14 protein-coding genes are annotated in these 23,980 nt (G+C 73.9%); 3 read left to right on the top strand and 11 right to left on the bottom strand.

The window, feature by feature from the left end; all coding sequences use genetic code 11:
* On the top strand, positions 1–304 hold a 304-nt coding region (locus tag BIV23_RS38275; protein ID WP_143079199.1), incomplete at its 5' end, for an adenosylhomocysteinase.
* Between the two features lie 24 nt (positions 305–328).
* Here BIV23_RS38275 and BIV23_RS38270 read toward each other — a convergent pair.
* The 11 genes from BIV23_RS38270 to BIV23_RS38220 form a co-directional block, all read right to left on the bottom strand.
* Positions 329–1,726 carry a condensation domain-containing protein gene (locus BIV23_RS38270; RefSeq protein WP_071385601.1) on the bottom strand — a complete coding sequence of 466 codons (1,398 nt, stop codon included), beginning with the start codon at positions 1,724–1,726 and terminating at the stop codon, positions 329–331.
* Positions 1,727–1,833: 107 nt separating this feature from the next.
* On the bottom strand, positions 1,834–7,122 hold the full coding sequence (locus tag BIV23_RS38265; protein ID WP_071385600.1) for a non-ribosomal peptide synthetase: 5,289 nt from the start codon (positions 7,120–7,122) through the stop codon (positions 1,834–1,836).
* A 104-nt stretch (positions 7,123–7,226) separates the two neighbouring features.
* On the bottom strand, positions 7,227–7,943 hold the full coding sequence (locus BIV23_RS38260) for a gamma-glutamyl-gamma-aminobutyrate hydrolase family protein (RefSeq protein WP_071385599.1): 717 nt from the start codon (positions 7,941–7,943) through the stop codon (positions 7,227–7,229).
* The gene (locus tag BIV23_RS38255; protein WP_071385598.1) at positions 7,940–9,283 is read right to left on the bottom strand and encodes a PLP-dependent aminotransferase family protein; all 1,344 of its coding nucleotides are present in this window, start codon (positions 9,281–9,283) and stop codon (positions 7,940–7,942) included. Before BIV23_RS38255 ends, BIV23_RS38260 begins: the two co-directional genes overlap by 4 nt.
* A gap of 37 nt (positions 9,284–9,320) precedes the next feature.
* Positions 9,321–11,654 (bottom strand): carbamoyltransferase HypF, encoded by a 2,334-nt coding sequence (gene hypF / locus BIV23_RS38250; RefSeq protein WP_071385597.1) that lies wholly within the window; start codon positions 11,652–11,654, stop codon positions 9,321–9,323.
* 23 nt (positions 11,655–11,677) lie between these two features.
* On the bottom strand, positions 11,678–12,709 hold the full coding sequence (gene hypE, locus BIV23_RS38245; RefSeq protein ID WP_245790841.1) for a hydrogenase expression/formation protein HypE: 1,032 nt from the start codon (positions 12,707–12,709) through the stop codon (positions 11,678–11,680).
* 159 nt (positions 12,710–12,868) lie between these two features.
* On the bottom strand, positions 12,869–13,456 hold the full coding sequence (locus BIV23_RS38240) for a cysteine hydrolase family protein (RefSeq protein WP_071385596.1): 588 nt from the start codon (positions 13,454–13,456) through the stop codon (positions 12,869–12,871).
* An 88-nt stretch (positions 13,457–13,544) separates the two neighbouring features.
* Positions 13,545–16,328, bottom strand: a complete 2,784-nt coding sequence (locus tag BIV23_RS38235; protein WP_245790840.1) for a non-ribosomal peptide synthetase — start codon at positions 16,326–16,328, stop codon at positions 13,545–13,547.
* Between the two features lie 23 nt (positions 16,329–16,351).
* Entirely contained in the window at positions 16,352–17,182 is an 831-nt protein-coding gene (locus BIV23_RS38230) for an SDR family oxidoreductase (protein ID WP_071385595.1), read from the bottom strand.
* Positions 17,179–17,886, bottom strand: a complete 708-nt coding sequence (locus tag BIV23_RS38225; protein WP_071385594.1) for a thioesterase II family protein — start codon at positions 17,884–17,886, stop codon at positions 17,179–17,181. The genes BIV23_RS38230 and BIV23_RS38225 overlap by 4 nt, the downstream gene beginning before the upstream one ends.
* A gap of 53 nt (positions 17,887–17,939) precedes the next feature.
* Positions 17,940–19,595, bottom strand: a complete 1,656-nt coding sequence (locus BIV23_RS38220; RefSeq protein WP_071385593.1) for a condensation domain-containing protein — start codon at positions 19,593–19,595, stop codon at positions 17,940–17,942.
* 220 nt (positions 19,596–19,815) lie between these two features.
* Here BIV23_RS38220 and BIV23_RS38215 point away from each other — a divergent pair, with 220 nt between their 5' ends.
* Together BIV23_RS38215 and BIV23_RS38210 are read left to right on the top strand one after the other, a co-directional pair.
* Positions 19,816–20,574 (top strand): 2OG-Fe dioxygenase family protein, encoded by a 759-nt coding sequence (locus BIV23_RS38215; protein WP_245790839.1) that lies wholly within the window; start codon positions 19,816–19,818, stop codon positions 20,572–20,574.
* A complete protein-coding gene (locus BIV23_RS38210) occupies positions 20,571–23,978 on the top strand; it encodes a non-ribosomal peptide synthetase (RefSeq protein WP_071385591.1) in 3,408 nt (1,135 codons plus the stop codon). The genes BIV23_RS38215 and BIV23_RS38210 overlap by 4 nt, the downstream gene beginning before the upstream one ends.
* Positions 23,979–23,980: the final 2 nt, after the last annotated feature.

Here is a 23,980-nt window from a genome sequence, read left to right as displayed (position 1 = left end):
CGGCAAGACGATCATCGTGCTGTCCGAGGGCCGTCTGCTGAACCTGGGCAACGCCACCGGTCACCCGTCGTTCGTGATGTCCAACTCCTTCGCGGACCAGACGCTGGCCCAGATCGAGCTGTTCACCAAGCCGGACGCGTACCCGGTCGGTGTGTACACGCTGCCCAAGCACCTGGACGAGAAGGTGGCCCGTCTCCACCTGGACTCCCTCGGTGTGAAGCTGACGACGCTGCGTCCGGAGCAGGCCGCGTACATCGGCGTCGAGGTCGAGGGCCCGTACAAGCCCGACCACTACCGCTACTGACGGCGGCGCGCCCGGCCTCCCGGGTCACGGGATCGCCGGGCGTTCCGGGTGCAGCGCCAGCTCCTCGAAGAGGTCGACGTACTCGCGGAGCAGCTCCGTTATCCGTTCGTCGGAGAAGAGGCCCGAGCGGTACGCGACGATCACGCGGGCGCTCGCGTCGTCGTGGCGCAGGCGGACGCTGAGCGGGCGCGCGACGGTGGTGGCCGTGGGGGAGAACGGCTCGGCGCTCATCGGGCCGAGCCGCTGGGCCGCGCTGACGTCGTGCTCGCGTTCCGCGGTGAACTGCACGTGGAACAGCCGCTCCAGCAGGCCCGGGTCGGCCATGTGCGCGGCCACCAGGTGCGGGGGCACGTCGTGGTGGGCGAAGTCGCGCGCCGTGCTCACCCGCACCTGTTCCACGGTCTCGCCGAGTGTCGTACGGCCCGACAGGTCGGCGCGCACCACCACGTCGTTGGAGAAGTCGGCGACCAGGTCGTGCACGTCGCTGCGGTCGCGGTAGGAGACGGGGGCCCGTACACAGATGTCGCGCTCGCCCGACCGGCGTGCCAGCAGGATCTGGAAGGCGGCGAGCCCGACCACGTAGAAGGTGGTGCGGTGGCGGGCCGCCACCTCGCGCAGGTGGGCGAAGGTGTCGGACGACAGTGAGAAGGAGCGGGTACGGCCCGCGATGTCCGGGGAGCTCGCGGGCGCGCCCGACCGGTCGCACGGCAGTACCGCGGGCTGCGCCCCGGCGAGGCGGTCCACCCAGTACGCGACGGTACGCGCGCCGTGCTCGCCCTCGACCCGGTCCCGGTGCCACTGCGCGAAATCCGCGTACTGGACCGGGAGCCGGGGGAGCGCCGGCCCGGCGCCGGTGACGGTGGCGGCGTAGTGCGCCGTGAGCTCGGCGGTGACCACCTCGAGGGCGCGGGCGTCGCCGATCATGTGGTGCAGGCAGACGACCACGAGATGTTCGCCGGGCGCGCGCCGCAGCACGCGCAGCCGGGCCGCCGGGCCCCGGTCGAAGTCGAAGGGCCGGGCCAGTTCGTCGTCGGCGACGGAGGCGACCCGTGCCCCGTCCGCGTCGGCCGTCTCCATGAGCGGGTCCGCGCACGGCGACACCACCTGGGTGAGCGCGCCGTCCACCACGCGGTAGGCGCTGCGCAGCGTCTCGTGCCGCTCCGCGATCGCCCGCCACGCCTCGCGCAGCGCCCCGGTGTCCAACGGCCCCGACACCCTGAGTCCGCCGACGATGAGTGGCTGGCGGGGCGTCGATGCCAGTGAGGCCCACATGCCCTCCTGGCCGAGCGAGGCGGCGAACCGCCACGGGGATCCGGCCGGGCGGTCCAGCAGTGGCAGCGGCGTGCCGCCCCTGCGCCGGCCGAGCAGCCGCGCCTCCAGGCGGGCCCGCTCGGCGAAGTCGTCCTTGAGCGTCGCGGCCATGGGCCGGTGTTTCCCTTCGTACGTGGACATCGGTTCGTGGGTGAAGACGTCGGCGGCAGCGCGCGCTCGGGCACGCCGGACGCCGGCAGTGTCTGACGCGGGCTCGCTCAGCCCTCCTCCCGGAGCAGGGCGGCCACTTCGGCGTCCGACAGCCCGGACAGCTCGTCGAGAAGGCGGGCCACCTGGTCCGGATCGCTCTGCTCCACCTGGCGTTCCGTCAACAGCTGGGCGGTCTGCTCCACCGTCGGCGCCCCGCTCAGCAGGTCAGTGACGGAGAACGCCACCCCGAACGCCTCGCGCAGTCGCAGCGCGATCCGGGTCGCCTGCAGCGAGTGTCCGCCGAGCACGAAGAAGTCCGTGGTCACCGAGATCTCCTGAAGACCCAGGACTTCGCACCACGCCTCGGCGACCGCCTGCTCGGCCGCGTTGCGAGGCGCCACGTACGCGCCCGTCGAGAGGTCCTCGTCCGGCTCCGGCAGCGCGTCGCGGTCCAGCTTTCCGTTGGCGCTCGTCGGCAGTGCGTCCAGCCACACGTACGCCGTCGGGATCATCGCCGGCGGCAGGCTGTCCGCCAGATGCTCCCGCAGCCGCGCCGACGTCGGCCGTTCGGCGCCGCCCGCGGCCACCAGGTAGGCGGCCAGGTACGTCTCGCCGTTTCGCCGGCGGGGCACGACGGCGGCGCTGCCGACGGCCGGGTGCCGGGCCAGCAGCGTCTCCGACTCGCCGGGCTCCACCCGCTGCCCGCGGATCTTGACCTGGTGGTCGATGCGGCCGAGGTAGTCGAGCGTGCCCTCCTCGGTCCAGGCCGCCCGGTCACCGGTGCGGTACAGCCGCCCGCCGGAGCCGAACGGGTCGGGGACGAAGGCGGCCGCCGTCAGCGCGGGCCGGCCGAAGTAGCCGCGGGCCACCTGGAGGCCGCCGATGTGCAACTCGCCGGGGACGCCCACAGGCTGGGGGTTGCCGCGCTCGTCGAGCACGTACAGGCGGACCCCGGGCACCGGGCGTCCGATCGGAAGCCGCGGTCGGTCGGTCGCGCCGGGCAGGACCGGCTGCGCGGTGACGTCGATGGCGGCCTCGGTCGGACCGTACAGGTTGTGCAGCTCCACTCCCGGCAGCAGCCGGTGGAAGCGGTCCGCCACGTCCGGCGGCAGCGCCTCGCCGCTGCAGACCACGCGCCGCAGGATGCCCGCGGCCGTCGTGGCCGTGGGCTCGTCGAGGAAGGCGCGCAGCATGGACGGCACGAAGTGGCAGGTCGTCACCGCGTGGTCGACGACGGACCGCACCAGATAGCCGGGGTCCTGGTGGCCCCCCGGCCGGGCGAGCGCGATCGTCGCGCCGGAGCGCAGCGGCCACCAGATCTCCCAGCCGGACACGTCGAACCCGATGGGCGTCTTGTGCAGCACACGTTCCCCGGCCGACAGCGGATACATCGCCTGCATCCAGGCCATCCGGTTGGCCACCCCGGCGTGCTGGTTCATCGCGCCCTTGGGGGTGCCCGTCGTCCCGGAGGTGTGCAGGACGTACAGCAGGTTCTCCGGCCGTGCCACCTCCTCGAGGGGGCCGTCAGCAAGACCGTCCAGGGCGGGGTCGTCGACCTCGACGATCGTCAACCCGGACTGGCCGGCGGCGAGTTCGCCCGCGCCGCCGTGCGCGCCCTCGCGCGAGGTCACGAGGAGGGACGGACGTACGTCCGCGAGCTGCAGGGCGAGCCGGGGGCGGGGATGGTCCGGGTCGAGCGGCAGGTAGGCGCCACCCGCCTTGACGACCGCGAGGAGTGCGGTGACCAGTTCGGGCGAGCGCGGCAGGTGTACCGCCACCACCTGGTCGGGGGCCGTGCCGAGGGCGCGCAGCCGTCGGGCCAACCGGTTCGCGCGGGCGTCCAGAGCGGCGTACGACAGCTCGCCCCCGTCCCACACGACGGCCGGTGCGTCGGGGGTGAGCCGGGCCTGCCGCTCGACGGCGGTGTGCACCAGACCGTCGTCGAGCGGGGCGTCCGAGCAGCTGAACTCCCTCACCACACGGTCGAGTTCGGCCGACCGCAGGGTCGGCAGGTCCGTCGCCGCCGCGCCCGGAGGCCCCGGCACGGCTTCGAGGGCCAGCGCCAGCGCCTCCAGGAGGCGGCGCGCGCTCTGTGCGGACAGCAGGTCGGCGGCGTACACGGCGTGGCCCGTCAGGCTGCCGTCGCTCTCCTCCGCCAGATGCAGCGACAGTTCGAACTGGGCGCCCGGTGCGGGCAGTTCGAAGGGTTCGGCGCGCACCTCGCCGGACTGCCAGGGCGCCAGCGGCAGGTTCTGCAGCGCGAGCGCCACCCGCACCAGCGGGGCCCGCCCGTCGGCGCGGTCCGTGCCGGCCAGCCGGACGATCTCCTCCAGCGGGACGTCCTGGTGTGCGTAGGCGGCCAGGCACGAGGAGCGTACCCGGGACAGGAGCTCGCCGAAGGCGGGGGCGCCGGAGGCGTCGATACGCAGCGGCAGTGTGTTGACGAGCAGCCCTATCCGGTCGCCGGTGCCGGGGCGGTGGCGTCCGGCCGCGACGGCGCCGACCACCAGGTCCTGCTGACCGGTCCATCTGCTCAGCACGGCGGACAGCCCGGTGAGGACCACCATGAACAGAGTGGAGCGGCGCACCGCCCCGTAGCGCTTGAGCCGGGCCACCAGGGGCGCCGGCAGAGCGAAGGGCAGGGCGGCGCCGCGGAAGGCGTTCGGGTGCGGGGTGGCGTCCAGCGGCAGCGCCACCGCGTGCGCCCCGGCCAGGGTCTGCCGCCAGAACTCGGTGGCCGCCGCGTCGTCGCCGGCGTGCGGTTGCGCAGCCTCGACGACGGCACGGGACGGGGTGCGCCCCGCGAGGCGTTCGCGGTAGCAGACCCCGAGCTCGCGCAGCAGCAGGCCGAGCGACCAGCCGTCCACGGCGATGTGGTGCGCGGCCAGCGCCAGGGTCCACTCGGTCGCTCCGGCCCGCACGAGGACCGCCCTCAGCAGCGGCCCCGCCGCCAGGTCGAACGCCGCGTCGGCGAGGTCGGCCGCCACGTCACGGGCGTCCCGGTCCGACGTCCGCTCCACCACCGGCAGCTCGAAGCGGCGCGGCGCCAGCGGGGTGCGCAGCAGCGTGCCGTCGGTGTCGGAGGTGAAGCCGCAGTGCAGCGCGGGGTGGCGCGCCACCAGGTCCTCCAGGCTCGCCCGCAGCAGCTCCGGGTCGACGGGGCCGTGCAGGTCGATGCCGCCCGCCACGTGGTAGGCGGCGCCGCCGCCCATGGCGTTCAGGAGCCACATCCACTCCTGCGCGCGGCTCGCGGGTGCGACGGCGGTGGTGTCCGGGCCGGGGACGTCCGGCGCGGCACCGGCGTCCTCCCCGGTGGACGCGGCACGGCCGGCGGCCACGGCGTCCTCGCCCTCGGCGCCGGCCGATCCCCCTCGGGCACCGATCAGCGCGCTGAGACCGGCCACGGTCAGCCCGTCGAGCAACTCGGTGGGGGACACGAGCACCCCGAAGCGTTCGCGCACCGCGTCGGCGAGCCGCACCGCCCGCAGCGAGTCCAGGGCCATGACCACCAGCGGGACGCGCGGCGATATCTGCTCGGCGGACAGGTCGAGTTCGAGGGCGACCGCCTCCACGACCGCCGCTGCCACCGGGGCCGCCTCCGCGCCGTCCCCGGCTGCCTCCGTGTCCGCGCCGCCGGTCGCGACGGCCTCCAGGGCACCGGCCAGCCACCGCTCGCGGCAGGTACTGCGGCGGATCTTGCCGCTCGTGGTGCGCGGGATGGCCCCCGGCCGCACCAGCACCACCTCGTGCAGGGACAGCCCGTGTTCGACCGCCACCGCCTTGCGCACCGCGCTGATCACGGCGGGCGCCTGCTCGGCGTCGAAGCCGCGCACCACCTCGTGGACCAGGACGGCCCGCTCCTCGGTGCCGTCGTCGTACGAGAACACCGCGGCCCGGGTGGGCTGCAGCATCGGGTGGGCGTGCTCGGCGCTCTGCTCGACGTCCTGCGGGTAGTGGTTGCGGCCACGCACCACCAGGAGGTCCTTGGCGCGGCCGGTGACGAACAGCTCCCCGTCCAGGGCGAAACCGAGGTCGCCGGTGCGCAGGAAGTGCCGGCCCGGGTGGGAGTCCAGCGTGGCGTGGAAGACCTCCTCCGTCAGCTCCGGCTTGTTCCAGTAGCCGCCGGTGACGGTCGGGCCGCTCACCCACACCTCGCCCGTCTCGCCGGGCAGGCACGCGCGCCCCTCGGCCGGGTCCACCACCACGACGACGTCGTCGCTGCGCGGGCGGCCGCAGCCGGTCAGCACCGCAGCGGCCGCTTCGCCCGAGGAGGCCAGCGCGGCCTGCCCCAGCTCCAGTTCGCGGCGGTCGGCGCGCAGCACCCGGGGCTCGCCCCGCTCGGGCGCGCCACCGGTGACGAACAGCGTCGCCTCGGCGAGCCCGTAGCAGGGGTGGAAGGCCGACCGGTCGAACCCGCTGTCGGCGAAGGCGCGGGCGAAGGCGTCCAGCGTCGCGGGCCGCACCGGCTCGGCTCCCACCATGGCGTGCTGCCAACTGCTCAGGTCGAGTTCGGCACGCTTGTCCTCGGGGATGCGGCGCACGCACTCGCCGTACGCGAAGTCGGGCGCCGCCGACACCGTGGCCCGGTGCCTGCTGATCGCGTCCAGCCAGCGGTACGGGCTGCGCATGAACCCCATGGGGGAGATCAGGGTGCAGGGGAAACCCGCGTAGAGGGGCTGCAGGATGCCGCCGATCAGTCCCATGTCATGGTACGGCGGCAGCCAGCTCACGCCCCGGCTGTCCGGCCCGACGCCCAGAGCGGTGCTGATGGACGCCGAGTTGTGCACCAGGTTGTCGTGGCGCACCATCACGCCCTTGGGAGTTCCCGTGGACCCGGACGTGTACTGCAGGAACGCGAGGTCGTCCGGGGCCGGGCCCGGGCCCGCCCAGTCGTCGGCCGCCGCGTCCGGGATGTCCTCGGTGATCAGCCACTGGATCAGCCCCGACGTCGTCAGCTCCGGGTAGGAGGCCGCGATCGCCTCCGTCACCTCCCGGCTGCTCAGCGCGAGCACGGTGCCCGCGTCCGCCGCGGTGGCCAGCACCGCGGACAGGCCGCGTCTGCCGGTCGGCACGTACACGGGCACGGCGACGGCGCCCGCGTAGAGGCAGCCGAGGAAGGCGGTCACATAGTCCTCGCCCGGCGGGAAGAGCAGCAGGACACGCTCCCCGCGCAGGCCGCGTTCGGTGAGCGCGGCGGCGACCGCGCGGACCCGGCGGTCCAACGCCGCGTAGCCGAGGGCGTGTTCGCTGCCGTCGTCGAGCACGAACTCCAGGGCGGTGCGGTGCGGAGTGGTGTCCGCCCGGTCGCGCAGGATGCCGACCAGTGTGCCGCCGACGGGACGGACGTGAGTGTGCACGGTTGCCCTCCTGGCAAAGTCCTGCGGTGAGTTCCGGGCCCGCGCCGCGGGCGCGGGCGGGGGTGTACGAAGGCGCTGTCAGATGCCGGTGACGGGGCGTGTCGTCACCGCGATGCGGCACCTTGCAACGACCGGGCGGCGCAGGCCGCGACGAACGCCGCGAACAGCTCCGGGTCGCCCGAGACCTCGGGGTGCCACTGCACACCGAGGACGAACGGCAGGGACGGGTCCTCGGCCGCCTCCACCACGCCGTCGTCGGCCCGCCCGGTCACGTGCAGCGCGCCCGGGTCGAGCACGGCCTGGTGGTGGTGCGAGTTGACGACGGTCCGCTCCCCGTACACCGCGGCCGCCCGGCTGCCGGGAACCAGGTGCACGGGGTGCTCGCCGAAGACGCCCTCGGCCGGGCAGTGGCTGCTGTGCCCGACCAGGTCGGGCAGGTGCTGGTGCAGGGTGCCGCCGTAGGCGAGGGCGAGCAGCTGGAGGCCGCGGCACACCCCGAGGACGGGCAGGCCGGCCGCGAGCGCGGCGTCGAGCAGCAACAGCTCCCCGGCGTCCCGGTCGGCACTCGGGGTGTCGGTGTGCGCATGGCGGGCGGCGCCGTAGCGCGCCGGATCGATGTCGGCGCCGCCGGGCAGCAGGAGCCCGTCGAGGCGGGCCAGCACGTCGGCGTCGGTGTCGTCGGGCGGCAGCACGACGGCGCGTCCGCCCGCCCGGTGCACCCCGTCGACGTAACCCTGCTGCAGCACGGTCGCGTCCGTGTCCCAGATGTTCCAGCGCGCGCGGTCGCGGTAGGAGGCGATGCCGATGACGGGACGGCTCACCGGGCCGCCTCCGTCAGGATGCGCTCCGCGGCCGTGCCGGTGCGCCGCAGGGCGCCCTCGCACAGTTCGAGTGCCGCGGCGAGCAGCGGGCTGCCCTCGGTCGCGCGGGCGCCGTACGGGGTACGCCTGCGCAGCGCGGCGGTGCGCTCGGCGAGCAGGGCGGGCGGCTCGGTGTCGCGCACGGCCGCGACGAAGACGTCGGCGAGCTCGTCGATGTCGTCGCCCGAGAGACCTTCGTACGTCGCCTCGTTGAGGCCGATGCGCACACCCTGCCCGGTGAAGCCCGGCAGCCCGGACATGAAGTTGACCTTGAGGCTGGCGGCGGAGAGCCGGGCGGCCGCGGTCTTCGCCGGGATGCCGTCGGCCTCGGTGTCCAGCCACAGCTGGTGCCCCGCGGAATGGCCGCGGTCGGCGGCGGCCAGGGTCAGGCCACGCTCGGTCAGGAGCCGGCCGAAGCGGCGGGTGTGCTCGAGGACCGCCCGGGTGTAGTCGGGGCCGAAGTCACGGAACTCGAGCAGGGCGATGCCCAGCCCGATGGTGGCGGCGAAGTGGTGGTTGCTGATGAGGAAGTCCTGGGTGTCGCGGATGAGCTGCTCCACGGCCGGGTCCCGGGTCAGCACGACTGCCTTCTGCGGGCCGGGGAACGTCTTGTGGGTCGAACCGCCCCAGCTGTCCGCGCCCTGGTCCAGGGGGTTCGGGAACGCCCCGCCGAGCACCAGCCCGAGCCAGTGGCTGGCGTCCACGTGCACCAGCGTCCCCGGCGAGGCCGCCCGCACCGTGTCCACCAGGGCCTTCACGTCGACGGGGAACAGGCAGTGCGACTGGTCCACGTACACCAGCGAAGGCCTTGTCCGGGCGAGCAGTTCGGCGGCGTGCGCGAGGTCCAGGGTGTGCGGGTCCGGGCCGCGCAGGTACTCCACCCGGAGCCCGAGCCGGCCGGCCACCTTGGGCGTCGCGTAGTGGCCGCCCAGCTCCGGGGCGATGGTGACCACCGTGGAACCCGGATCGCCGCCGAGCGCCGCGAGCACCAGCGTCATCCCGTTCAGACCGCTCAGCGGCCGCACCGAGGCGTACGACGCCCGGCCCAGCTCCCGCAGCAGCGGGACGGTCAGCTCCATCTCCAGGTCGCGGAGCCGCTGGGCGCCGCGGAAGTGCCAGCGGTCGGGGTCGTCGTCCTCGTTGAAGAAGTAGCGGTGGTACGGGTCGAGGAGCATGGGCAGTTTGGCCAGGCCCGACATGGAGGTTTCCGAAGGCACCATGCTCAGGGTCTGCCGTGCGCTCGCCTCGTTCTCACTCAGCAGGCGCACGACCGTGTCCAGGGTCAGATCTGTGGTCCACATCGGGCAGTGCCTCCGTCGTCGGTCGAGCAGGGGTCGGTCATGCGGGCGTCGGGGTGTCGCGCAGCCGGGCGTTGGCCACCATCACCTGGCCGAGCGCGATCCCACCGTCGTTGGTGGGCACCAGCCGGTGAGCGTGGGCGTCGAAGCCCGCCCTGCGCAGCTCTACGAGGCAGTTGACCTGGAGGAACTCGTTGAGGAACACGCCGCCGGAGAGCACCACCTGGCGGATGCCGGTGCGCTCGCGCAGCGCGGTGCACCGCTTGACGACCATGTCGACCACCGCGGAGTGGAAGCGGCGGCTGATGTCCGCCACGGCGGTTCCGCGCGACAGGTCCGCGGCGATGGCCCGCACCACCGGCCTCGGGTCGAGGACGTCGGCGTCGCCGCCCGTGTCGACACCGAAGGCGTACGGCGCGGTCAGGGTGAGGTCGCGGTCGAGCAGTCCCTCCAGTTCGATGGGGCCGTGCGCCTCGTACTCGGCGTAGGCGCAGACGCCGAGCAGGGCGGCCACGCCGTCGAAGAGCCGGCCCATGCTGGACACCGGCGGGGCCTGGATGCCGCGAGCGGCCATCGTGGCGAACACGGTGCGTTTTCGTTCGTCGAGAACCTCCAGGGCGGGGAAGGCGGCGACGGCCCTCTCCGGTGTGTCGAGGGCCTGCAGTGCCAGCGCGTAGCCGGTGCGCACCGGTTCCGCCACGGCCTTGTCGCCGCCGAGCAGCGGGATCGCCCGCAGATGGGCCGCCCGGCGCACCGCGGTGAAGTCACCGACGAGGAACTCGCCACCCCAGATGGTCCCGTCCTCGCCGTAGCCCGCGCCGTCGAAGACGACACCGATGGTGGGGCCCGAGAGCCGGTTCTCGGCCATGCAGGACGCCATGTGGGCATGGTGGTGCTGGACCTCGACGACGTCGTCGGGCCGGTCGGTACCGGCCAGCACCCGGGCCCGGAAGGCGGGGTGCAGGTCGCAGGCGGCGTGCCGGGGTTTCAGCTCGTACAGTTCGCACAGGTGGGCCGCGGCCTCGCGGTGCGAGGCGTAGGTCTCGTCGTTCTTCAGGTCGCCGATGTGCTGGCTGACGTACACCTCGTTGCCGTCGCCGAGGGCGACCGTGGTCTTGAGCTCCGCGCCGTAGGCGATGACCGGTCCGCAGATGTCGTCGACCTTCACCGGGTAGGGGGCGTAGCCGCGCGAGCGCCGCAGGAAGGTGACGACCGGCTCGTCCAGGGCGGGGTGCACGGAGCTGCGCACCACCGAGTCGTCCACGCGGACGTGGATGTCCCGGTCGTGGTGCAGGACAAGGTCGGCGACCTCGAAGAGCTGGGCCAGCGCGTCCTCGTTGCGGTAGGCGATCGGGTGGCCGGAGATGTTCCCGCTGGTCATCACGAGGACGTCCAGCCCGGGCCGGTCGAGCAGCAGATGGTGCAGCGGTGCGGACGGCAGCATCACGCCGAGGTTCGGGTTGCGCGGGGCGACCTCCTCGGGCAGGGCGCCCGGCAGCTTGCGCAGCAGCACGATGGGCCGGGCCGGGGAGCGCAGCAACTCCTGCTCGGCGTCGGTGATCCGGGCGATCCGGGCCGCCTCCGCGAGGCCCGCGGTCATCACCGCGAACGGCTTGGAGTCCCGCTTCTTGCGCGTGCGCAGCCGGGCCACGGCCGCCGCGTCGCGCGCGTTCACCGCGAGGTGGAAGCCGCCGACGCTCTTGACGGCGACGATCTTTCCCTCGGCGAGCGCCCGCGTGGTGCGCGTCAGCGCCTCCTCGGCCCCGGCCAGCACCCCCTCGGGGCCGGAAAGGGTCACCTGGGGACCGCACCGCGGGCAGGCGGTGGGCTGCGCGTGGTAGCGGCGGTCCGCGGGGTCCACGTACTCGGCGCGGCAGTCCTCGCACATGACGAAGACGGCCATCGTGGTCTGCTCCCGGTCGTAGGGCAGCGCCTTGATCAGAGAGTAACGGGGGCCGCAGTGCGTGCAGTTGGAGAACGGATAGCGGTGGCGGCGGTCGGCGGGGTCGAACACCTCGCGCAGGCAGTCGTCGCACACGTGCGAGTCAGGAGCCACGATGGTGTTCGCCCGACCGGTGCGCCGGCTCTCGCGGATCTCGAAGCCCGCCGGCGGCTTCGTGCCGGGCCGGGGTGTCCGCCGCTCCACGCGTACCTCGTCCACACGGGCGAGCAGCGGGGCGCGGTCCTTGAGAGCCGTCGTGAACGCGGCGAGCGTGTCGGGTGCGCCGCACACCTCGGTCTGGACGCCCAACGTGTCGTTGAGGACCCAGCCGGTCAGGTCGAGGGACGTGGCCAGGGTGTGGACGAAGGGCCGGTAGCCCACGCCCTGGACCACGCCGGACACGCGGATCAGCCACTGCTCGATGTCTGCCATGACTCCTCGTCCCACTCGTCAGATCAGCACAGGCGGGGGAGCTCGGCGCCCTGCAGTTCCTCGACCTCGCTGACCCGGCCGTCCTTTCCGGTCAGCTCCACGACGGGATCGGGGCGTTCGGTCACCTCACCGATGACGACGGCGCCCTTGCCGTAGGGGTGGGCGCGCAGCGTGCGCAGGACGTCGTCCGCGTGCTCGGGGGCCACGAACAGCGCCAGGCAGCCCTCGTTGGCGCAGTTGATCGGGTTGATGCCGAGCATGTCCGCGGCCATCGCCGTCTCGAAGCTGATCGGCAGCGCCTCCTCCTCGACGCGCAGCGCATGGCCGACGGCGGACGCGTACTCGTGCAGCACCGCGTTGAGGCCGCCGCGGGTCACGTCACGCATGGAACGCACCGCGGACTCGGGCACCGCGCCGCGCACCGCGTCGATCATGCCGTTCAGCGGGGCGCAGTCGCTGAGCACGTTGGACTCGAAGCCGAGGCCCTCGCGCACCGACAGAAGGTGGATGGTGTGGTCGCCGATCGGCCCGCTGAGCAGGATCTTGTCGCCGACGGTGACGTCCTTCATGCGCTTGGGCGGGGAGGTGAAGACGCCGACGCCCGTGGTGTTGAGGAAGATGCCGTCGGCTTCGCCCGCCCCGACGACCTTGGTGTCACCGGCGACGATCTTGATGCCCGCCTCGCGCGCGGTGTCCCGGACGGACTCCAGGGCCCGGTGCAGCTGCGCGAGGGGAAGCCCGCTCTCCAGGATCATGGCGAGGGTGAGATAGCGGGGCTGGGCACCGGCCACCGCGAGGTCGTTGACGGTGCCGCACACCGCGATCTTGCCGATGTCGCCGTTGCCGAAGAACGGCGGGTCCACCACGAACGAGTCGGTGGTCATGGCGAGCGCGCCGTCCAGCGGCGGGAGGATGGCGCTGTCCTCCATCTCGCCGAGGTAGACGTCTGCGAGCACCTCCACGACGAACTCGACGAGCTCCCGGCTGAGCCGGGCCCCGGTCCCGTGGTCAAGGACGATCTGCTGGTCCAGAAAGGACGTCGTGGCCGTCGGCAACGTGACTCCCGGTGGGGTCGAGGACGTACGCGCGTCACAGGGATCGGGCGTACGCGGATGAGGGGTGAGATGCGGTGCGGGGCGACGCCGGGCGGGCCCGGGGGAGCGGACCCGCCCAGGTCGCGGAGGCCGCCCGGCGAGGGCGGGACGAGCGCGGGCTCAGGGGGTGCGGAACACCTTGCGCGGCAGGTCGCCGTCGGTGTCGAGGATGCGCACGATCTCCTCGGAGGGCGCCACGGTCGCGCAGTAGCCGTCCAGCCAGTCCAGGGCGCGCACCTTGTCGTGCTCGCGGGCCGAGACCACGCAGTCGCTGGGGACCCAGACGTTGTAGCCGCGGAAGAAGGCGTCGGCGGCCGTGGTCTGCACGCAGATCTGCCCCTGCATGCCGGTCACGATGACGGTCTCGACGCCGAGCGCCTGCAGCCGGTCGTGCAGGTCGGTCTCGTAGAACCCGCTGTCCTTGTTCTTCTCGACGAGGATGTCGGTCTCGTCCAGGAAGACGGGCAGGATCTCGGCGCCCTGGGTGCCCTTCTGCGCCGGCAGCCGGCCGCCCTCGTAGCGCTCGGCGACCGGGTCGTCGGGCTTGTTGATCAGCTGCAGGTGGACCACGTGGTGGCCGCGCTCGCGCATGTCCTTGAGGAAGGCCGAGAAGCTGGGCGTGGCCTCCGTCACGGCGTCGATGCGCTCCTGGTTCTTGTTGACCAGGTCGTACTGGAGGTCATTGGTGAGGACCGCGACCTTGCTCATGAACAACTCCTCGGGTCGGTGTCAGGTCTCGAACATCCCGCCGCCGGCGGCGTCCTGGACAGTCGGGCAAAGCCCTTACACGGCTCGGTCAGGCGCTTCTCGCCTGGTCCGCGGGGGCCACGGAGGCGGCTTCGGCCAGCGCGGACGGGGTGCGCAGCCGGTACACGTCGCGCACGTCGACGCGGATGCCCGCGTCGCGCAGCAGGTGCACGACGCGCAGCGCGCGCAGCGAGTTGCCGCCCAGGTCGAAGAAGTTGGCGTCGGGTGTCACCGGTTCCCCGAACGTGACGCGCCAGGCCGCGAGCACGGCGGCCAGCGGTCCCTGCCCGAACTCGCCCTCCACGGCCGCGGGTTCACCCCCGTCGGCCAGGGCACGCGGCTCGGGCAGCGAGGCCACGTCCACCTTGCCGTTGACGGTGAGCGGCAGCTGGGCGAGCGCGGTGACGGTGGCGGGCACCATGTACTCGGGCAGCAGCCGGGCCGCGTGCCGGCGGACCTCGAGCGTCTCCGCCCCGTCCAGGACGACGTACGCGTCGAGGGTGGCGTCCTCGTCCGCGGGCCGCGTCAGCACGACCGCGGCGGCGCGCACCGCCGGGTGGGCCAGCAGCACCGAGCGGATCTCGTCGAGTTCGATGCGGTGGCCGCGCACCTTGATCTGGCTGTCGAGGCGCCCCAGGTGTTCCAGCTGGCCGTCGGGCAGCAGCCGCCCCTTGTCGCCGCTGAGGTAGAGGCGGCCGTCGCCGTCCGGGTCGTCGACGAACCGCTCGGCGGTCAGTTCCGGGCGTCCCAGGTACTCCAGGGCGGGGCCGTCCCCGCCGACGGCTATCTCGCCCGCGCAGCCGGGCGGCAGCAGCCTGCCGCGCGCGTCGAGGACGCGCACGCTCCAGCCGGGCAGCGCGCGGCCCACCGACTGCGCGGCGGCGAGTGCGTCGGCGCGGGTGACGGTGCGGGCCGTCACATGCACCGTGGTCTCGGTGATGCCGAACATGTTGACCATCCGGCAGGTGGACTCGGGGTGCGTGTCGAACCACGGCAGCAGGGCGCGGGTGTCGAGTGTCTCCCCGCCGAAGACGACGATCCGCAGGGCGAGAGGCGCGGGGTCCGCGACCTCCAGGCGCAGCAGCCGGGAGAAGGCCGACGGGGTCTGGTTGAGCACCGTCACCCGTTCCTGGAGCAGCAGGGCGCGGAAGTCCTCGGGGGAGCGGCAGGTCCAGTACGGTACGACGACCAGGCGCCCGCCGGTGCCCAGGCAGCCCCAGATCTCCCAGACGGAGAAGTCGAACGCCGCCGAGTGGAACCACGTCCACACATCCTGCGGGCCGAGGCGGAAGTCGTCGGCGGTGGCGTCGAGGAGGCGGCCCACGTTCCGGTGCGGCACCACGACGCCCTTGGGGCGGCCGGTGGAGCCCGAGGTGTAGATGACGTACGCCGGATCGTCCGGCCCCACCGCCGGTGCGGGCGCCAACGCCCGCTGTGCGGAGGCGAGTTCGCGCAGCCGCGACAGCGTCACGGTGGAGCGGCCGGCGAAGGCGTCGCCGTGCTCGCCGTCGTCCTCGACCACCACCAGGGACAGATCCGCGTCCCGCGCGGTGTAGGCGAGGCGGTCCGCCGGATAGGTGGGGTCCAGCGGCACGTAGGCGGCGCCCGCCGTCATCACCGCGAGCAGCACCGCCACGAGCCGCGCCGAACGGTCCAGGCACACCCCGACCCGGTCGCCCGGGCGCACGCCGAGTTCGTGGAGCGCGGCCGCGAACCGTTCGCCGGTGTCGACGAGTTCGCGGTACGTCCAGGTGGCGGATTCCTGCGGGTCGGTGAGGGCGATGGCGTCCGGGGCCTGCTCGGCGCGCGCCCGGACCAGCTGGTCGATGCGGCGCGGCCCGCTGTCCGTGCCGCGCGGGGTGCGGCCGAGGGCCAGCAGGCGCGCCCGCTCGGCCGGGTCGTGCAGCGTGATCGCGGCCAGCGGAACGTCCTGGTCCCCGGTCAGCAGCTGCCGTGCCACCGTGGTCAGCCGGTGCCGCAGGTCCGCGGCCCGCCCGTCCGGCGGCGTTCCGGGCGCAGTCCAGCACTGCACCTGCGGGGCGCCGTCCGGGCCCCCCGCGGAGACCCGTACGGTGACCGGGCGGCCGGCGTCCAGCGCGGGCACGCGCAGCAGCGCGGGCACCGCCCGCGGCCGCAGGTCCACCTCGAGGGCGAGCCGCGGCCCGGTGCCGCCGGCCGTGGCGAGGGGCCGTGCCAGTTCCTCCCGCACCCACGTCCGGTAGGCGGCCACCGGCTGGTCCTCGTCCAGCGCGTCCGTGCCCAGCGACACCCGGTGCACCCCGTCGGCGGTGTGCACGGCGACGTCCAGGACCGGCTCGTCCTCGTGCGTGCGGGCGGCCACGAGGAGCAGCGCGCCGGCCAGGTCCGCGGCCGTGTCCCCGGCCCCGTCGAGCCCGGGAACCGTCACGGTCCGGCACCGGGGCCACGGCGCGGTGCCGTCCTCGGCCTCGGGCACCCGCACCGCGGGGAAACCGGTGTCCGACCGGGCCGCCGTGCCGCCGAGTACGGCCAGCGCGGCGCGGTCCAGGGTGTCGGGGCCGTCGTCGCCGGGCCCGGTGACGGCCACCAACTCCCGTACGCCGTCGGTGTATTCGAGCAGGGTGAGCCGCACGGCCGGGCCGCTGTGACGGCCGTACAGTTCGCGCTCGCGGCGGCGCAGGGCGGCCGGGCTGCCACAGGCCGCCGGCACCGACTCGGTCCACAGGCGCGGCCGGCCGGGGCCGGACCACGGGTCGGCGGCCAGCGCGGCGCGGCAGTCCTCGGCCGTGTATCCGGCCGCGACCGGATACACGGCCGCGTGCCGGGCGGTGACCGAGGTGGGGTTGGGCGACACGTGCGTCTCCTGACCGGTCCGGGTCAACGGGCGCTGTAGCCGGCGTCGACGGTGATCACGCCCCCGGTGGCGTGGCGGGACTCGTCGGAGGCCAGCCACAGGGCGGCTCCCGCCACGTCGTCCGCCTCCACCAGGGCGTTCATGGGCATCTGTGTGATGAACTCGGCCTCGTGGTCGGCGGGCGCGATCTCCATGCTGCGGCCGATCTCGACCAGCATCCGGCCCTCCCACTCCTCGCTGTCGCGGACCGAGCCGGGACAGACCGCGTTCACCCGCACCCGGTACGGCGCGTAGTCGAGCGCGGCGGCCCTCGTCAGACCGACCAGTCCGTGCTTGGAGGCCACGTAGCCCGCGAAGTTGCGGTATCCGACGAGGCCCGCAGTGGAGGCGACGTTGACGACGGAGCCGGAGCGCTGCGCCACCATCATGGCCCCCACGGCCTTGAGCATCCGCCAGGCGCCGTTCAGGTTGACGTCGATCATCACCGCCCACTCGTCCTCGGTGACCTCGTGCACGATCCGCCCCGAAGGGCCCGCGATCCCGGCGTTGTTGACCAGCACGTCCAGCGAGCCGAAGCGCTCGACGGCATCGGCCGCCACGCGTGCGCACGCGGCCGGGTCGCGCACGTCGGCCTTGACGGTGAGCACGGCGGCTCCCCGCTCGCGGCACAGCTCGGCCGTGTGGTCGAGCTGGCTGGGCGTGGCCGCGGGGTAGGGGACACCGGGAAGGTCACCGGCGATGTCGACGAGGACCAGGTCGGCGCCCTGTGCGGCGAACGCGACGGCGCAGGCCCGCCCGATGCCCCGCCCGGCGCCGGTGACGACCGCCGTCCTGCCCGCGAGCCGTCCGCTCATGACGACGCCCTGGCGGTCGACAGCCGCCCTGCGATGAGGTCGAGCAGCGCGGGCCACTCCTCCACCAGGTACATGTGCGCGCCCGTCAGCTCCGCGACGGTCAGCGGGCCGGAGGTGACCCGCTGCCACTCGGCGAGGTCGGCGGCCGACACCAGGTCGTCGGCGTCGCCGCGCACCGCGAGGACCGGCACGTCGAGGGGCTCGTGCGCGCGGTACACGTAGCCCTCGTGCATCGCCACGTCGGTGCGCAGCGGGGGCAGCACCAGATCGCGCAGCTCGGGCTCGTCGAGGGCCGGGTGGTGGTACCCGGCGATCGACTGGACGCCGGCGATGAACTCCTCGTCGCCCAGGCCGGTGATGCGTCCGCGCCGCTGTGCGCCCGGCCACGTCGCACCGGAGACCACCAGGGTCAGCCCGTCCCGCTCGGCGGCGAGGACCCGGGTCGCCTCGTACGCGAGCAGCCCGCCGAAACTGTGGCCGAAGACGGCGACCTCGTCGAAGGCGGCGGTGGCGGACCGCAGCTCGGGCAGGATCGTGTCCATCAGGGCGCCCAGCTCGGTGCACTCCGGCTCGGAGTACCGCTTCTCCCGTCCGGGCAGTTCCACCGGGAGCACCGTCAGCCCTTCGCGCTGCCCGAGCCACGAGTGGAAGAAGCCCGCGCCCGCGCCGGCGGGCGGGAAGCACACAACCGCCGCACTCAACATGTCTCTCCAAAATCCTTGGGTCCGCTGGGTGGTGGGGAACGGATGCCGTCGGCTCAGGCGCTCGCCTGCTCCTCGTCGGCGGTCATCCGCTGCAGGACGGTCCAGGCGACCGCCTCGACGGTGAAGTCGGCGTACAGGTCACGCGTCGTCAGTTCGACGCCGAACTCGTCGCGCAGCCGGGCCGCGAGTCGCACCGCGATCAGGGACTGGCCGCCGAGGTCGAAGAAGTTGTCGCGCACGCCGACGCGTTCCTTGCCGAGCAGCGCGGACCAGACGGCGGCGACCTCCTCCTCCAGCGGGGTGCGCGGCGCGACGTACGCGGGTGCGGGCGCGGCGGGCCCGCCGGTGTCCGCGGCGCCGGCCCGCACCGTGGGGATCTCCCCGTCCGGGACGGCGGTCGCGAGCAGGTGGTCCAGGGGTGCCTCGGGCCGTGCGCAGACCGCCTCCAGGACCGCGACGAAGTGGCGCGCCATGCGTTCGGCGGTCGCGGCGTCGTACAGCGCGGTGCGGTACTCCAGGACCGCCGCGCAGCCGCCGTCCGCCTCGGGACGCACCTCCAGCACCAGGTCCGACTTGGCGTTCGACGTGTCGGCGGGGATCAGCTCGAAGTCGAGGCCGGCGCTGTGCCAGTGACTCGGCCGGGCGCCCTGCAGCACCAGCATCACCTGCGAGCGCAGGCCCTCGGCGCCGGGCCCGCCGTGCCGGCGCAGCAGCTCGACGGCCTGCTCGAAGGGCAGTTCCTGATGGTCGAACGCGTCCAGGGTGGCGGCGCGGGCCTCGCCGACCAGAGAGGTGAAGCCCGCGGTGCCGGACACCCGGGTGCGCAGCAGCAGGGGATTGACGAAGTAGCCGATCAGCCCCTCCAGTTCGGGGCGGGTGCGACCGGACACGGGGGAGACGATCGTGATGTCGTCCTGCCCGCAGTAGCGCGCGAGCAGCGCGTCGAGACCGGCGAGCAGCACCATGAACAAGGTGGCCCGCTCGGCGCGGGCCAGCTCCTCCAGGCGCGCGGTGAGCCCGGCGGGCAGCGCGAAGTGGTGCACGGCGCCGTGCCCCGCGTCATCGGCGGAGCGCGGCCGGTCCGCGGGCAGCGCGAGCGGTGCGGCGTCCGCCAGGACCCGCGACCAGTGCCCGGTCAGCCGTGCCAGGGCGGAGCCGGCGAGCGCGTCGCGCTGCCACGCCGCGAAGTCCGCGTACTGGATGGGCAGTTCCTCCCACAGCGGGTCCACCTGGGCCAGTTCGGCGGCGTAGGCGTGGGACAGCTCCTGCAGCAGGATCGCCGAGGACGTCCCGTCGGTCACGATGTGGTGCAGCGCCAGGAGCGCGATGTGGTGCTCCGGTTCGAGCCGGAGCAGCTCCAGCCGCAGCAACGGCCCCCGACGCAGGTCGAACGGCGCGAACAGCACGTCGTCGGCGTACGCGTCGAAACGGTCGGGCCCGGCCTCGTGCACCGGAACCGTCAGCGCGCGGACCGGCCCGATCACCTGCACCGGGTCCGCACCCTCCAGTGCGAAGACCGTGCGCAGCACCTCGTGCCGCGCCACCACCGCGTTCAGCGCCCGCTCCAGGGCGGGCACGTCCAGCGGACCGCGCAGCCGGACCGCCGCGGTGATGTTGTACGCGGCGCGCTCGGGGTCCACCTCGTGCTGCAGCCACAGGCTCTGCTGGGCGAACGAGGTCACCACTGTCAGCGAATCGTCGGCCGTCACCGTCCACCCTCCCTGTCCGACTGCCAGGGCAGCCCTTTCTCGGATGGTGGGCCCGTCCGGCGCGCGGGGGCAGTCAGGCAATGTCCTGACTGCCGCACGGGCGCGGGGGCCTGTTGCATCCAAGGACGGCTCGCGGGGCCATACCCAAAAGACGCATGCCGATGCGATCCGACCGTGCCGCCGTGGCACCGGGCCGTCCACCGAAAGGGGACCGGACGCCGTGTCCGACACCACTACGGCCACCTCTCAGGCAGTGACCGCCGCCGTCGACGGCCTGTCCGGGTGGGGTGGCCATCTGCTGACCGCGCCCGAGGTGCGCCGGATGACCGGCACCGGTCCCGAGGACTGGGAGCGCTTCGCCCGCCACTGGGACGACCTCACCCTCGACACCTTCATGAAGGACGGGGGCACCTACCGGTACCGGCGCTACGGGCACTTCCACCTCGACGCCGGGAACGGCCGGCTGACCGGGCAGCCGCACGCCCCCTACTACCAGGACAGCGCCGTCAACCCGCTCAACGGCGGGGTGCGGCGCCACTTCGACCCGCTCACCGAGGCGTTCCTGGCGGACCCGCTGACGTTCGCCGTCGTGCGCCGCCTCGGCGACGTGTTCTCCCGCGTCGAAGGGGTGCGGCACTGGGACGTCAAGCTGCACCCGTTCCGCATCGTGACCAGCCGCGACCAGCTCGGCAGGCCCGCCCCGCAGGGCCGCCACCGCGACGGTTCGACGTACGTCACCTCGCTCCTGGTCTCCCGCGCCAACATCACCGGCGGCGAGAGCTCCCTGTACGACGACGACGGCACCCGGCTGTTCGCCACGACCCTCGGCGAACCCGGCGACCAGCTGCTGGTGGACGACCGTCGGCTGCTGCACGACGTGACACCGCTGACCCCCGTCGACCCGGACCGCCCCAGCCACCGCGACGTACTGATCGTCGACTTCGACCCCGCTCCGGCCGCCGTGGAGGAACAGCGATGACCGAGACCCTCTCCCCGGAGCCCTCCGGCCTGCAGCGCGCCGTGGCCGACCTCAGCCCCGAGCGGCGCGCCCTGCTCGCCCGCCGCCTCGCCCAGGGCCGGGCCGCCTCACACGTCCCCGTCACCGCCGTGCCGCGCACCGGCGGAACCCAGCGTTTCGTGGCCGCCCCGGGCCAGCAGCAGCTCTACTACCAGTACGAACTCGACCCGACCGCGGTGAACTACCTGCTGCCGATCGCGGTCCGGCTGCGCGGCGACCTGGACGCCGGGGCGCTGGAGCGGTCGCTCGCCGCGGTCGTCGCCCGCCACGAGGCGCTGCGCACCGGCTTCGAACTCGACTCGGAACGCGGCGTGATACAGGTCGTCCGCGCCCCTGACGAGGTGGACGTCACCCTCGGCACCGGACGGGCCCGCGCCGACGAGGTGCCCGCGCTCCTCGGCCGGATCGCCCGTCCTTCCTTCGACCTGTCCGCGGCGCCGCTGCTGCGTGCCACGCTGTGGCGGCTGACCGACGATCCCGAGGCCCCCGACGGGCGCTCCTGGCTGCTGACCCTGTGCGTCCACCACATCGTCGTGGACGGCTGGTCGCTCGGAGTCCTCGTCGACGAACTCACCGAGTGCTACGCGGCGCAGGTCGCCTCCCGCCCCGCCGACCTGCCCGAACTGACGGTCAATTTCCCGGAGTTCGCCGCCGCCCAGCACGCCTGGCTGGCCGGCGACGAGGCCGCCCGGCAGCTCGCCCACTGGCGCGAGCGGCTCGACGGGGTGGCTCCCCTGGAGCTCGCGGGCGACCGGCCCCGCCCGGCCAGACCGACCTTCCACGGTGCCGCCGTCCGCATCGACCTGGACGCCCAGCTGGTCGAGCGGGCGGGCCGGTTCGGCCGCAGCGAGAAGGCCACCCCGTTCATGGTGCTGCTCGCCGCCTACGCCGTGGTGCTGCACCGCTGGTCGGCCGCGCGAGACCTGGTCATCGGCACCGCCGTGGCCGGCCGCAACCGGCCCGAGTGGGAGCCGCTCATCGGCTTCTTCGTCAACACCCTCCCGTTGCGTGTGCCCGTCGACGGCGCCGCGTCCTTCCGGGAGCTGCTGCGCGCCGCCCGCGACAGCAGCCTGGACGCCTTCGCCCACCAGGAAGTGCCCTTCCCGCGGATCGTGCGCGAGGCGGGAGGCGAACGCAGCAGCGGCCGCTCGGCCCTGGTGCGCGCCCTGTTCGCGTTGCGCAACGTGCCCCTGAGCCGGCTGGAGCTGCCCGGCGTCCGCACCGAGACGCTCAACCTGCCCAAGACCGGGTCCGACATCGACCTGTCCCTGGAGTTCTCGCCCGCCGAGCAGGGCGGCGGCCTGACCGGCTGGCTGTCGTACTCCTTCGACCTGTTCGACACGGAGACCGCCGAACGCATCGCCCGCGCCGTCCGTCAGGTCCTGGTCGCGGCGCTCGCCGCCGACGGCGACGTCGCCGTGCGCGACCTTCCGGTCATGACCGAGGAGGAGCACACCCGGCTCACCCTGCACTGGTCGGGCCGCGGTGTGCCCGCTGTGGCCGACGGCGGTCTCCTCGACGCCTTCCACGCCCACGCGGCGGCCACACCCGAGGCCACGGCCGCCGTCGCCGACGCCCCGCCGCCCGCCACCGCGCACCACCTCACGTACCGCGAACTGGACGAGCGGGCCAACCGGGTGGCGCACCTGCTGCGTGCCCGCGGCATCGGCCCCGAGGACCGGGTGGCCGTCCTGCTGCCGCGCGGTCTCGACCTGATCGTGTCCGTTCTCGCCGTCCTCAAGGCCGGCGCCGTCCTGCTGCCGTTGGAGAGCGAGCATCCCGCCGGGCGTCTGGCCGGCATCGTCACCGACGCCGTGCCCCGCCTCGCCCTCACGGACACCCGGCTCGCGGCCCGGCTGCCCGAGGGCACCGCGGTGCTCGCCGTCGAGGACCTGCCGGCCCTCACCGCAGACCTGCCGACCCACCGGCCCGACGTGCGCGAACTGCCCGCCGGCGGCGCGTACGTGCTCTACACCTCGGGCTCCACGGGCGCCCCCAAGGGGGTGCTCGTCAGCCGCGCGGGACTCGCGAACCGGCTCGCCGGCATGTGCGCAGACCTCGCCCTCGACGAGGACGAGCGCGTCCTGCACAAGACCCCGCTGAGCGCCGACACCTCGATGTGGGAGCTCCTGGTCGCGCTCTGCTCGGGGGGCCGCGTGGTGCTGGCCGAGCCGGGCAGGGGCAGCGACGCCGACTATCTGTACTCCGTGCTCACCCGGCACTCCGTCACCACCTGCTTCTTCGTGCCCTCGGCGCTGCGCCCCGTCCTCGCCCTCGGCGGCCTGTCCCGCGCGGCGACCGCCCTGAAGCTCGTGATCAGCGCGGGCGAGGAACTCCCCGCCGACCTCGCCGACGAACTGCTCGCCCAGGCACCGCACATCCGCCTGGTCAACTCCTACGGTCCGACCGAGACCACCATCAACATCGCCGAGTACACCGTCACCGCGCCCGCCGAGGCCCCCGTGCCCATCGGACGGCCCGTGCCGGGCAGCGAGCTCTACGTCCTGGACGGCGCCGGCCGGCTGCAGCCCGTCGGCGTTCCCGGCGAACTCCACGCGGGCGGCGTACAGGTGGCGCGCGGCTATCTGGACCGCCCCGGCCAGACCGCGGAGGTCTACGTCCCCCACCCCTTCGTCCCCGGCGCCCGCCTCTACCGCACCGGCGACCGGGCCCGCTGGCGCGGCGACGGGACGCTGGAGTTCCTCGGCCGCGCCGACCACCAGGTCAAGATCCGCGGTTTCCGGGTCGAACCCGCCGAGGTGGAGAGTGCGTTGCGCGCCCACCCCCAGGTCGCCGAGGCGGTGGTCCTCGCCGCCGCGGCGCCCGACGGCGGCACCCGCCTCGTCGGCTACGTCACCGTGCCGCCCGGACCGGACGCGCCGGACACCGCGGTGCTCCGTGCCCACCTGCGCGCCCTGCTGCCCTCGCCGATGGTCCCGGATCTCTTCGTCGTGCTCGACGCCCTCCCGCTCACCCCCTACGGCAAGGTCGACCGCGCCGCGCTGCCCGAGCCCGGCCCCGTCGCCGCCCCGGAGCGCCGGGCACCCGCCGACGACCTCCAGCACGTCCTGGCCGGCATCTGGGAGCAGACGCTGGAGATCACCGACGTCTCGGTCGACGACGACTTCTTCGAACGCGGCGGCCACTCGGTGCTCGCCACCATCGTCGTCTCCCGGATCCGCGAGCTGTTCCGGCTCGAACTGCCCCTGCACTTCTTCGTCGAGGCACCCACCCTCGCCACCCTCGCGACGCTGATGCGCGCTGAGGGCGCCGAGGCGGGCATCGACGTGGACCGGGTGGCCGCCCTGGTGCGGCAGGTGCAGGCCATGTCGCACAGCGAGGTCCGGCAGAAGCTGGAGGGCTGACC

Source organism: Streptomyces monashensis (assembly GCF_001866665.1).
Taxonomy (GTDB): domain Bacteria; phylum Actinomycetota; class Actinomycetes; order Streptomycetales; family Streptomycetaceae; genus Streptomyces; species Streptomyces monashensis.
Note: the sequence above shows the minus strand (reverse complement) of the source record. Positions and strands in the feature narration are given on the sequence as shown.